We start from the raw sequence: 12,204 nt of genomic DNA, 5'->3' as shown, positions 1-12,204 counted from the left end.
AGCCTCATCGCGGTGCAGGCGCGGAGGTTGTTCCGCGGTGGCGGGGTTGTCGATTATGGAATATTAGTCTACGGTAGAAAATAATTCCCTTCCTGCCGAGCGCTTCCATGTCCATCGACGCCGCCTACCTCGACTCCCTCCACCACGCCATCACCGATGCCCACCACGCCCTGCGCCCACAGGTGGCGGTCACCCCCCTGAGCCACAGCCCTGGTCTCTCGGCCCTGACCGGCTGCGAGGTGTACCTCAAGTGCGAGCACCTGCAACACACCGGCTCGTTCAAGTTTCGCGGCGCCAGCAACAAGCTGCGCCTGCTCGACCCCAGGCAACGCAGCCGTGGCGTGATCACCGCCTCGTCCGGCAACCACGGCCAGGGCCTGGCACTGGCCGGGCGCCTGCTCGGCGTGCCGGTGACGGTCTACGTCAGCAGCGACGCCTCGCCCTACAAGATCACCGCCATGCGCGCCCTCGGCGCCGAGGTGGTGACCCTCGACTGCGACCCGTTGAGCGTCGAACTGGAAGCCGCGCGCCAGGCCCGCTGCCAGGACAAGCCGTTCGTCTCGCCGTACAACGACCCACAGATCATCGCCGGCCAGGGCACTATCGGCCTGGAACTGTACGAGCAGCAACCGGACCTCGACGCCGTGTTCGTCGCCACGGGTGGCGGCGGCATGATCTCCGGCATCGGCGCCGCCCTGCGCGGGCTGGCCCCGCAGGTGGAACTGGTCGGCTGCTGGCCGGCCAACGCGCCGACCCTGCAACGTTCGCTGCAAGTCGGGAAGATCATCGACGTGGAAGAAGCGCCGACCCTCTCCGACGGCACCGCTGGCGGCGTCGAACCGCGCAGCATCACCTTCCCGCTGTGCCAGCGGCTGGTGCGGCGCACGGTGCTGGTCGACGAAGACGCGATAAAGGCCGCCATGCGCGTGGTCGCTGCCAGCGAGCGCTGGATCATCGAAGGCGCGGCGGGGGTGGCGATGGCGGGCATGCAGGCGCTGGCCAACGAATACCAAGGCAAGAAGGTCGCGGTGGTGCTGTGTGGCCGCAACATCGCCTTGGACAAGTACCTGGAGGCGATCCAGTGAAGGTCTTCGATAAACCGCGCATCGTCGCCAGCCTCGACCTGGAGCGCGCCGTCGGGCTGATCGAACAGGGCTTCGTGGCCTTTTCCGAGGGGCAGGTGCAGGTTCCGCCGGTGCAGAACTTCGCCTTTGCCCCAAGCAATGGCGACTGCTGCGTGAAGTCCGCCTGGGTACAGGGCAGCGACACCTTCACGGTCAAGGTCTCCACCGGTTTCTACGACAACCCGGCCCAGGGCCTGGAAAGCAACGACGGCCTGGTGCTGGTGCTCTCGGCCCGCACTGGCCAGCCCCTGGCGTTGTTGCAGGACGGCGGCTGGCTGACCGGCATCCGCACCGCCCTGGCCGGGCGTATCGCCGCGCGCCTGCTGGCGCCACGGGAGGTCCGCGCGATCGGCGTGCTTGGCAGCGGGGTGCAGGCGCGTCTGCAACTGGAGCAGTTGATGGCAGTCACCGACTGCCGCCAACTGCTGGTCTGGGGCCGGGAGGTGGCGCGGCTGGCGGACTACCGGGCGTTCGCCGAGGGGCTGGGCTTCGCTGTGCGCGTCACCGCCGACGCCGAGGTGCTGGCGCGGGCGTCGAACCTCATCGTCTGCACCACGCCGTCGCGCGTGGCGCTGATCAAGCGTGAGTGGGTGCAGCCCGGGACGCACATCACTGCGGTGGGCGCCGATGCCCCCGGCAAGCAGGAACTCGACCCGGCGTTGGTGGCGGCGGCCGGGCGCATCCTGGTCGACTCGGTGGAGCAGTGCAGCCGCTACGGCGAAGTGTCCCACGCCCTGGCCGCCGGGTTGATCGAGCGGCGCCAGCTTGTGGAGATCGGCGCGGTGCTCGGCGGCCACGCCCCCGGGCGCCTGGACGATGAGCAGATCACCCTCGCCGACCTGACCGGGGTGGCCGTGCAGGACGCGCAGATCGCCAACTGCGCCTTGACCTGCCTGGAGGGTGATCCTGCATTCGGCCAAAATAGAGGCTAAATGATATTATTGGCCGCTGTGGTGGCCTTTCGCCTTTGTGTACTCTCCCTGCACCAGCGTGGGAACCCAACTGCGAAAGGAACTGAGCATGCGGCCACTGCTTTGCGTTCTTGGACTTGCGGTAACGATGCTCGCAACCCCAGTGATGGCGCAGCAGACGCTGCGCCTGGTGGCGGACAAATGGCCGCCGTTCACCGACAGCGGCCTGCCCGGCAACGGCCTGGCCACCAGCCTGGTCACCCAGGCGCTGAGCCGCGCCGGCTACGCCAGCGAATTCGAGGAAGTGCCCTGGGCGCGGGCGCTGATGGGCGTTGGCGAAGGGCGCTACGACGTGCTGATCAACGCCTGGTACAACGAATCCCGCACGCGGCTGGGGCAGTTCTCCGGCGCCTACCTGACCAATCGCATCCGTTTGCTCAAGCGCCAGCGCGAGCCCTTCAGCTACACCTCCCAGGCCGACCTCTACCCGTTCAGCATCGCGGTTGTGCGTGACTATGCGTACTCCGAGGCGTTCGACGGCGATACCCGCTTGAACAAAGTGGCGGTACGCAACTTCCCCTCTGCCGTGCGCATGCTGGCGGCGGGCAGGGTGGACCTGGCGGTGGAGGATGAATATGTGGCGCGTTACCACCTGCAGAGCGAGGCGGCGGCGGTGCGCGAGGCGGTGGATTTCGTCGAGCGGCCGTTGGGCGAGAACAGCCTGCATATCCTGGTGAGCCTCAAGCACCCCGAGCACCAGCGGATCGTCGAGCGGTTCGAGCGGGCGATCGCCGCGATGAAGGCCGATGGCAGTTATGCGCGGTTGTTGAAGCAGTATGGGCTGTGAGGGGGGCCGTCACTGACAGCCGATTCAGGCCGGCTCTCCTTCCTTGATCAGGTGCGCCGCCAGGGTCCGCAACGGCCCCAACTGCCGGCAGATCAAGGCCAACTGCGTCTGCACCAAGCGCTGGTGTTCATCCAGCTCCTCGGGCATTTGCTCCAGCTGATTGGCCAGTGCCTCCTCGCCATCACTGTGAATCGCCACCGGCAACCGCGCCGCCAGCCCATTGGCGATCTCGTCGAGGCTGCGCGCCAGTGTGCTGCCGGCGCCGTCGATCAACTGTTCGTGCACTTCCGCCGGCAACGCCGTGTCACGGTGCGCGCCCAACCCCGAGAGGTAGCTGAGCAAGGTATGCGACAGCACCAGGAAGCGGAAGCCCACGTCGGCCTCCTTGCGGAAGTGCCCCGGTTCCATGAGCATGTTCGACAGCGTGGTCGACAGCGCCGCGTCGGCGTTGTGCGCATTGCGCCGGGCCAGGCGGTAGGCCAGGTCGTCGCGCTTGCCGTTGGCGTACTGCTGCATGATCTGGCGCAGGTACAGGCTGGCGCAGGTCAGGGTATTGGCCAGCACCTTGTTCAGCCGTCGGCCCTGCCAGTCGGGCAGGAACAGGAACACCGCGAGAATCGCGATCAGCGCGCCCACCAGGGTATCGAACAGGCGCGGCAGGAACAGCCCGTAGCCGTCGCCGATCTGGTTGAAGCAGAACAGCACCATCAAGGTGATCGCCGCCGTGGCCAGGGTGTAGCGGGTGGTGCGGTTGACGAAGAACACCACCCCGGCCACCACCGCGAACAGCGACTGGACGATCGGGTTGGGGAACAGGTCGAACAGCGCCCAGCCCACGGTCAGGCCGATGGCCGTGCCGAACACCCGCTGCACCAGCTTGCGCCGGGTGGCGCCATAGTTCGGCTGGCAGACGAACAGCGTGGTGAGGATGATCCAGTAGCCCTGGGTCGGGTGGATCAAGTGCACCATGCCGTAGCCGATCGACAGCGCCAGGGGCAGGCGCAGGGCATGGCGAAACAGCAGCGAGGTCGGCGTCAGTTGGGTGCGCAGGCGTGTCCAGACATCCTTGAGGGTGCGCGGCGAGCGGTCGAGCAGGCTGCTGTCGCTGGCATCGGCCAGGCTCTCGGGGTTGCTGGCGGCGCTGAGCAGCCGGTCCAGCGTGGCCAGGTTCGCCGCCAGTGCCCGCAGCGAGCGTAGCAGGCCGCGCCAGGCCGGGTTGCTCTGGATGCGCAGGTGCTCCAGCGAGGCGTTGAGGTCTTCCAGGGCCTCGGGGTAGCCGCTGGCGAGCACGAACGGCTGGCGCAGGCGGATCGAGCGGGCCAGTTCCTGGCAGGATGCACCCTGTTTGCGCAGCAGGCGCTGGCAGCGGAACATCACGTCGCTGTGGAAGAACGCCTCGGTGAGCGCGTTGTAGGGATAGTGCGAGGCGCTCACCCGTTCGTGGATGTCCTGGGCCAGGAAGTACAGCTTCAGGTAACGGCTGACTTTGGAGTTCGGCTGGCTGTTGCCGACCCGGTGCAGGATGATTTCCTTCGCCGCATTGAGCGCCGCCACCACCTTGCCGTTCTGCTGCGCCAGCTCCAGGCGCTGCGCCTCGACATCGAGGGTGCGGACCGGCTCGAACAGGCTGGCCTTGAGCTTGAGGTAGCTGCCCAGTTCATAGAACAGCTTGGCCAGGCTCTGCTGCACCGGTTGGTTGGAGAACAGCGCCTGCCACAGCACCGACAGCGCTCCGTACCAAGCGGCGCCGGCCACCAGCAGCAGGGGCTCGTGCCACACATCGTTGACCTGGCCGCCGCGCTGGTCGACGCCGATCATGGTGTACACCGAGAGAATCAAGGTGGCCGAGGCGATGGCCCCGTAGCGCTCGCCCAGGGCGCCGAGCATGGTCAGGCCGAAGGCCGCCAGGGCCAGGGCGACGGCGAATATCCAGGGGTAGGGGAATAGCAGCTCGACCGAGAGCGAGGCGACGGCGAAGCACACCAGGGTCACGGCCAGGGCGCTGAGCCGGCCCTGCCAGCCGTCGTCGGTCTCGGCCAGGGCGCTGGCGATGATGCCGAGGAACAGTGGGATGAGCAGGCTCATCTCGTTTTGGTACCAGCACCAGGCCATGGTGCCGGTGAGGGCGATGGTTACGCGGATGGCGTAGCTGAACTTGTCTTGGCCCCACAGGCGACGCAATGAATGGCGGAACGAGCTCGATGACATGATGGCCTTGGGCTGTGGGCGAATGGGTATCCTTACAGGGCCTCGGGGCGGCTGCGTAGCCGCCCCAAAAACGGCACCTTGGCACAGACCAGCAAGAAGCGTTCCGTGCTGAAAGGTTTCTACTCTACACGAACTGCGCCGCCGCGTTGGCCGAGGCCCAGGCCCACTGGAAGTTGAACCCACCCAGGTGCCCGCTGACGTCCAGCACCTCGCCGATGAAGTACAAACCCGGGCTGTTGAGCGATTCCATGGTCTTGGACGACACCTCGCGGGTGTCCACCCCACCTAGGGTCACCTCGGCGGTGCGATAGCCCTCGGTGCCCGCCGGCACCACCTGCCAGGCCGCCAGTTTTTCGGCGATTTGGGTCAATTCTGCCGGAGTGTACTGCTTCAACGGTTTCGAAACGAACCACTGCTCGGCCAACAGGTTGGCCAGCTTTCGGGTGAACACCTCGCCCAGCACGGTCTTCAGCTCGCTGTTGGGGCGTTCGACCTGCTGGCCTTGCAGCCATTCCAGCGCATCGCGGTCCGGCAGCAGGTTGAGCTCGACCGTGTCGCCGGCCTCCCAGAACGACGAGATCTGCAGGATCGCCGGCCCGCTCAGGCCGCGATGGGTGAACAGCAGGTTCTCGCGGAAGCTCACCCCGTTGCAGCTGGCGATGCAGTCCAGCGAGGTGCCCGAAAGCTCGGTGCACAGTGCCTTGAGCTGGGGCTCGGTGATGGTGAACGGCACCAGCCCGGCGCGGGTTGGCAGCAGCGTGTGGCCGAACTGGCGCGCCACCTGGTAGCCGAAACCGCTGGCCCCCAGGGTCGGGATCGACAGGCCGCCGGTGGCGATCACCAGCGACTGGCAGGCGAACGGGCCGGCGCTGGTGTGCAACTGGTAGCCGCCCTCGACCTTGTCGATGCGCTCGATGCTGGTGTTCATGCGCAGCTCGGCGCCGGTGGCGTCGCATTCGGCCAGGAGCATGTCGAGGATGTCGCTGGACTTGTTGTCGCAGAACAGCTGGCCGAGCTTCTTCTCGTGGTACGGCACGCCGTGCTTGGCCACCAGCTCGATGAAGTCCCACTGGGTGTAGCGGGCCAGGGCCGATTTGCAGAAGTGCGGGTTCTGCGACAGGAAGTTGGCCGGCTCGGTGTACATATTGGTGAAGTTGCAGCGTCCACCGCCGGACATCAGGATCTTCTTGCCCGGCTTGTTGGCGTGGTCGAGCAGCAGCACGCGGCGGCCACGGCGGGCGCTGAGCTGGGCGCACATCAGGCCGGCGGCGCCGGCGCCGAGGATGATCACGTCGGTGGAGTGCACGGTATGAACCTATCTGGATGAAAACAGAAAACCTGTGGGGGTAATAAGACGGTGTGGTTTCAGAGCATGCGGACTTTCAGGGCGCGCCCCTTGATCTTGCCGCTGTTCAACCGCTGCATCGCCTGCTTGGCCACCGCCCGCTCCACGGCGACGAACGCCTGGAAATCGAAGATGGCGATCTTGCCCACCTGGGTGCCGGGGATGCCCGCGTCGCCGGTCAGTGCGCCGAGGATGTCGCCCGGGCGCAGCTTGTCCTTGCGCCCTGCGGCGATGCACAGGGTGGTCATGGCCGGCAGCAGCGGCTCGCCGCCCTTGCTCTTGAGGCTGTCCAGCTGGTCCCAGCGCAGCGGGCTCTTCTGCAGCGCCTCGATGGCTTGGGCGCGGTGGCCTTCGGCCGGGGCCACCAGGCTGATCGCGAGGCCCTTCTCACCGGCACGGCCGGTGCGCCCGACGCGGTGCACGTGGATCTCCGCGTCACGCGCCAGCTCGACGTTGATGACCATGTCCAGGCCATCGATGTCCAAGCCGCGGGCGGCGACGTCGGTGGCGACCAGCACCGAGCTGCTGCGGTTGGCGAACATCGTCAGCACCTGGTCGCGGTCACGCTGTTCCAGGTCGCCGTGCAGGGCCTGGGCATGGATGCCCTTGGCCTTGAGGTGGGCGACCACGTCCTCGCACTGCTGCTTGGTGAAGCAGAACGCCACGCACGAGGTTGGGCGGTAGTGGCCAAGCACGCGGGTGACGGCTTCCAGGCGCTGCTGCGGGTCGATCTCGATGAAGCGCTGCTCGATCTGGTTGTCGGCGTGCAGGCTCTCGACCCTGACCTGCTGCGGCGCGCGCATGAAGTCGGCGGCCAACTGCTCGATGCCGGCCGGGTAGGTGGCCGAGAACAGCAGGGTCTGGCGGCGCGCCGGGGTGCGGCCGATGATGCTGGCGATAGCGTCGAAGAAACCCATGTCGAGCATGCGGTCGGCTTCGTCGAGCACCAGGGTGTTGAGGCCGTCGAGCACCAGGGTGCCTTTGTCCAAGTGCTGCTGGATGCGCCCCGGGGTGCCGACGATGATGTGCGCGCCGTGCTCCAGCGAGGCGATCTGCGGGCCGAGCGACACGCCGCCGCACAGGGTGAGGACCTTGATGTTGTCCTCGGCGCGGGCCAGGCGGCGCAGCTCCTTGGCCACCTGGTCGGCCAGTTCGCGGGTGGGGCACAGCACCAGCGCCTGGCAGCCGAAGTAGCGCGGGTTGATCGGGTTGAGCAAGCCGATGCCGAAGGCGGCGGTCTTGCCGCTGCCGGTCTTGGCCTGGGCGATCAGGTCCTGGCCCTTGAGGATGACCGGCAGGCTCTGCGCCTGGATCGGGGTCATCGCGGCATAGCCGAGGGCGTCCAGGTTGGCCAGCATGGCGGCGGACAACGGCAGGGTGGCGAAGGCGGTGGGGGTGGTGGTCACGAGGCGGGCCTGCGGTGCGAAGCGAAAAATGCCGCACAGTCTACCAGCCTCATGGCGATTCGCCCTACGTTTCCACATGTTCTTCCGGACGACGGGCACGCCTTCCGTCCGTCGGCGCCAGTTGCAGGAAGAGGGTCGCCGCCAGCATGGCCATTACGCCGATGGTCACGAAGGTCAGCTGGAACGCGCCCAAGGTGGTTTGCACGCCTTCGGCGCTGCCCGCCGCGGTGAAGCCACCGAGCAAGGCGCCGGCGCAGGCCACGCCCAGGCTTAGCGACAGCTGCGCGACCACCGACAGCAGGCTGTTACCGCTGCTGGCGCTGGCGTCGTCCAGGTCGATCAAGGTCACGGTATTCATCGCGGTGAACTGCAGCGAGTTCACTGCGCCCAGCAGCGCCAGTTGGGTCAGCAGCAGGGCATAGGGCGTGCGTTCGTCGACCAGCGCCAGGCTGGCCAGCAGGATGCCCAGCAGCAGGGTGTTGCCGGTGAGCACGATGCGGTAGCCCAGGCGCTCGATCAGCGGCCGGGCGATGGCCTTGGCGACCATCGCCGCCGCCGCCAGCGGGATCATGCTCATCCCCGCCTGCGCCGGCGAGTAGCCCAGCGCCACCTGCAACAGCAGCGGCACCAGGAAGGGCAGGGCGCCGCTGCCCAGGCGCGCGAACAGGTTGCCGAGGATGCCGATGGCGAAGGTGCGCACGCGGAACAGGCTGGGCGAGAACAGCGGCTCCGGGTCACGCCCGGCGCGCAGCCAGTACGCCGCCAGGCAGGCCAGGCCGGCGAACAGCAGCAACATCACCCGCAGATGCGGCAGGTGCAGCTCGCCCAGGCCTTCCATGGCGATGGTGATCAGCACCATCGCCGCGCCGAACAGGATGAACCCCGGCCCGTCGAAGCGGGTGCGTTCGCTGCCGCGCAGGTCGGGGATGAACTTCCACACCGCATAGCAGCCCAGCGCGCCGACCGGCAGGTTGATCAGGAAGATCCAGTGCCAACTGAGGATCTCCACCAGCCAGCCGCCCAGGGTCGGCCCCAACAGCGGGCCGAGCAGGCCGGGGATGGTGATGAAGCTCATGATCCGCACGAGTTCCGAGCGCGGGTAGGCGCGCAGCACCACCAGCCTGCCCACCGGCAGCATCAGCGCCCCGCCCAGGCCCTGGATGATCCGGGCGATGATCAGGAAACCCAGGCTGTTGGCGATGGCGCACAGCAGCGAGCCGAAGCTGAACAGTAGGATGGCGCCGAAGAAGATGTGCTTGGTGCCGAAGCGGTCGGCGATCCAGCCGGAGGCGGGAATCAGCAGCGCCACGGTGAGCATGTAGGCGATGATCACGCCCTGCATGCGCAGCGGGTCTTCTGCCAGCGAGTGGGCCATGGCCGGCAGCGCGGTGTTGAGGATGGTGCCGTCCAGCGACTGCATGAAGAAGGCGATGGCCACCACCCAGGGGATCCAGCGGGCGGTGGTGGGGTCCAGCGGGGTGCGTTCGGACATGGCCTCGTTCCTGGAGAATGCGCGGCGCCCTTGTCGGAGCGGGTCGAGCCCGCGCCTTCAGGGGGCGTGGTGTTACAGGGTCAATGTCAGGGCTTTGACCAGCGCCCCCGGCAAATGGCTCGACCCGGTGTGCCGTTGCCCATAGGTGCTCGCTGAGAGGATCAGCTCGCGTTCGCGGGTCAGGTCTTCCAGTTGCTGGCCCAGCAGGTTGTACAGGCTGTCGTCGAAACGCATGGTGCTGACCGGCCCCTGGATCTGCCCGTTCTCCACCCAGAAGGTGGCGAAGCGGGTCAGCCCGGTCATGCGTGCCGCTGGCAGGTCCGAGTAGTTCAGGTACCACAGGTTGCTGATGTACAGCCCGGTGCCCAGGCGTTCGAGCACCTCGGCCGTGGCCAGTGAGCCGGGCGCCAGGCTCAGCGCGCACGGCGACTCGTAGTTGTCGGCACCGTTGGCGCCCAAGGCGAACTCGGCGGCGCTGCGGGCACTGACCAGCCGCTCGCGCGCCTGGCCCTCGCCGATCAGGCGCAGGTCCTGGCGCGGCGAGCCTTCGTCGGAGAACGCCGGGCTCAGCGAGCCGCTGACCTGCTCGTCGACACTCACCAGTGGGCTCAGCCGCGCATCGCCGTTGTACAAGCGCTGCAACGGGCTGTTGCCGGTGGCCAGGGCCTGGGCCGAGAAACCGCCCCAGGCGAGCAGGCCGGCGATCTCGTCCATCGCCGCCGGGGCCAGGTAGGCGCGGTAGCTGCCGGGCTTGAGGGTGATCGCCGGGCGGCCGAGGAAGGCCAGTTGCTCGCGGGCCTGGCGCAAACGCGCGGCGAACGCCTCGCCTTCCCAGGCCTGCCCGGCGTAGTTGGCTTTCACCGCCTGGCCATTGGCGTGGAACAGGCTCCAGTCGACGTTGAAGCTGTTGGCCTGGTGCCAGCCGAAGGCCCCGAACGAGCTGGCGAAGCCGCGGCAGATCGGCCCGGCGGCGTAGATGCCGACCAGGTCCAGGTCGCCGGCCTCGCGCTCGATCAGCGCCAGCACTTCGGCCAGCTCCGGCAGCGCCTGGGCCTGCTCGCTATGGCTGCGCCAGGCGCTTTCGTCCAGTTGCAGGTAAGGGTCCACGGGCAGCAGCGGCAGGGTCTGGCGCAGTTGCCCGAGGGCTGCGTGCAGGCGCTGGCGGTCCAGTTGCGGGTCGCCGCCGAGGGTGAACTGCTGCTCGGCCTGGCGCCCCTCGCGGATCAACCGCAACTGCGCGCTGGCCTGGGCGACCTCGCCCGCCTGGCGCACCTTGGCGTGGTTGAAGCGAATGAAGCGTGACTGCTCGGCGCTGTAGCCGAGGGTGAAGTGCTCGTCGGCCTGGCGGGCGTCGCGCAGTGCGTCGACCAGCGCCTCGAAGCGTTGCTGGGGCGTGGCGCTCATCAGGCGTCTCCTCCGAATACGTCGACCTGGCGGAACACGCAGGCCGGCGAGGCGTGGCCGACCCGCACCACCTGGTTGGGCTCGCCCTTGCCGCAGTTCGGCGTGCCGAGCACCTGGAAGGTGCTGGCGTCGCCCACGGCCGCAAGGTTGCGCCAGAACTGCGCGGAGATGCCGCGGTAGTTGGGGTTCTTGACCACGCCCTTGAGCTCGCCGTCTTCGATCAGTTGGCCCCATTCGCAGCCGAACTGGAACTTGTTGCGTGCGTCGTCGATGGACCACGAGCGGTTGGTGCGCATCAGGATGCCGCGCTCGATGCCGCCGATCAGTTGATCCAGCGACTGGTCGCCCGCTTCGATGTTGAGGTTGGCCATGCGGTCGATCGGCGCGCGGTTCCAACTGCAGGCGCGGCTGTTGGCCACCCCGGACAGCCCCGAGCGCAGTTGCGACAGCGCGCCGCCCAGCGGGCGCAGCAGCAGGCCGTCGCGGATCAGGAACTGCTTGCTCGCTGGCGTGCCGTCGTCGTCGAAGCTGTAGCTGGCCAGCTCCTCGCCCAGGGTCGGATCGAAGGTCACGTTGAGCAGCGCCGAGCCGTATTGCAGGTGGCCGAAGTCGCTGGCCTTGACGAAGCTGGTGCCGGCGTAGTTGCGCTCGTCGCCGAGGATGCGGTCCATTTCCAGGGGGTGGCCGATCGACTCGTGGATCTGCAGCATCATCTGGTCGGGCATCAGCAGCAGGTCGCGCGCGCCGCTCGGGGTGTTGGGCGCCAGCAGCAGTTGCAGGGCCTGGTCGGCGATGCGCCGGGCGCCGCCGACCAGGCCGCAGCGCTGGATGACCTCGAAGCCGCCCTGCTGGCCGAAGTTGTCGCGGCCCAGGCTGCGGCTCTGGCTGTCCTGGCCGTCGCTGGCGGTGACCGCCAGGCCCGGGAACAGGAAGCGCTGGGCGTGGCGCAGCTCGGCGCCGGCGCTGTTGAGGTAGGTCTGCTCGACCTGGCTGATGCCCAGGCTCGCCTGCCAGTCCACCAGGCGGCTGTCTTTCGGCACGCTGGCCGATTCCGCGGCGAGCAGTTCCAGGCACTCGGCAAGGTTTGGCAGCGGCTGGTCGAGGTTGGGCGAGAGATGGTCGTGGCGGGCGCTCGGCACGGGGTGCGCGCTGAGGTCGAGCAGGCTGTGGGCGGCGATGCCGTAGGCCAGCGCCTCGGCTTGTTCCAGGGCGCGTTGCAGGCCAACCTGGGACAGGTCGGCGGTGGCCGCGTAGGCTTCCACGCCGTTGACCCGCACGCTGAGCATCGCCCCTTCGTCCTGGCTGAAGAACGGCGGCTCGGCGACGTTGCGCCGCACCGACAAGGCTTGGTGCGACTGCTTCACATGGCGTAGCGAAAACACCTCGGCCGTGCTGCGCAGCGCGGCGAAGCGCTGGCGCAGCAGGGCGCTGGAATCGAACATGCGGGAACCTCCGGTGCGCGGTGGT

General features: G+C 67.9%; 9 protein-coding genes. 3 read left to right on the top strand and 6 right to left on the bottom strand.

Going from position 1 to position 12,204, the window contains the following annotated elements:
• The first annotated feature begins 107 nt into the window (after positions 1–107).
• The 3 genes from P0Y43_RS24775 to P0Y43_RS24765 all read left to right on the top strand — a co-directional run bounded on the left by P0Y43_RS24775 (position 108) and on the right by P0Y43_RS24765 (position 2,882).
• The gene (locus tag P0Y43_RS24775; protein WP_430540279.1) at positions 108–1,085 is read left to right on the top strand and encodes a threonine/serine dehydratase; all 978 of its coding nucleotides are present in this window, start codon (positions 108–110) and stop codon (positions 1,083–1,085) included.
• A complete protein-coding gene (locus P0Y43_RS24770; protein ID WP_275639882.1) occupies positions 1,082–2,056 on the top strand; it encodes an ornithine cyclodeaminase family protein in 975 nt (324 codons plus the stop codon). Before P0Y43_RS24775 ends, P0Y43_RS24770 begins: the two co-directional genes overlap by 4 nt.
• An 88-nt stretch (positions 2,057–2,144) precedes the next feature.
• Entirely contained in the window at positions 2,145–2,882 is a 738-nt protein-coding gene (locus P0Y43_RS24765; RefSeq protein ID WP_275639881.1) for a substrate-binding periplasmic protein, read from the top strand.
• Positions 2,883–2,906: 24 nt separating this feature from the next.
• Here P0Y43_RS24765 and yccS read toward each other — a convergent pair whose 3' ends face one another.
• The 6 genes from yccS to P0Y43_RS24735 form a co-directional block, all read right to left on the bottom strand.
• Positions 2,907–5,090 (bottom strand): YccS family putative transporter, encoded by a 2,184-nt coding sequence (yccS, locus tag P0Y43_RS24760; RefSeq protein ID WP_275639880.1) that lies wholly within the window; start codon positions 5,088–5,090, stop codon positions 2,907–2,909.
• A 124-nt stretch (positions 5,091–5,214) separates the two neighbouring features.
• Positions 5,215–6,396 carry an NAD(P)/FAD-dependent oxidoreductase gene (locus P0Y43_RS24755; RefSeq protein ID WP_275639879.1) on the bottom strand — a complete coding sequence of 394 codons (1,182 nt, stop codon included), beginning with the start codon at positions 6,394–6,396 and terminating at the stop codon, positions 5,215–5,217.
• A gap of 59 nt (positions 6,397–6,455) precedes the next feature.
• On the bottom strand, positions 6,456–7,793 hold the full coding sequence (gene dbpA / locus P0Y43_RS24750; RefSeq protein ID WP_275640222.1) for an ATP-dependent RNA helicase DbpA: 1,338 nt from the start codon (positions 7,791–7,793) through the stop codon (positions 6,456–6,458).
• A gap of 112 nt (positions 7,794–7,905) precedes the next feature.
• On the bottom strand, positions 7,906–9,333 hold the full coding sequence (mdtD, locus tag P0Y43_RS24745; RefSeq protein WP_275639878.1) for a multidrug transporter subunit MdtD: 1,428 nt from the start codon (positions 9,331–9,333) through the stop codon (positions 7,906–7,908).
• A gap of 72 nt (positions 9,334–9,405) precedes the next feature.
• Positions 9,406–10,737, bottom strand: a complete 1,332-nt coding sequence (locus P0Y43_RS24740; RefSeq protein ID WP_275639877.1) for a TldD/PmbA family protein — start codon at positions 10,735–10,737, stop codon at positions 9,406–9,408.
• Positions 10,737–12,179: a TldD/PmbA family protein gene (locus tag P0Y43_RS24735; protein ID WP_275639876.1), complete on the bottom strand. Its 1,443-nt coding sequence runs from the start codon at positions 12,177–12,179 to the stop codon at positions 10,737–10,739. Before P0Y43_RS24735 ends, P0Y43_RS24740 begins: the two co-directional genes overlap by 1 nt.
• Positions 12,180–12,204 lie beyond the last annotated feature (25 nt).

The organism is Pseudomonas entomophila (genome assembly GCF_029193575.1).
GTDB classification, from domain to species: Bacteria; Pseudomonadota; Gammaproteobacteria; order Pseudomonadales; family Pseudomonadaceae; genus Aquipseudomonas; species Aquipseudomonas entomophila_G.
The sequence above is the reverse complement of the archived record's forward strand: the minus strand, read 5'-3'. Positions and strand labels throughout refer to the sequence as shown.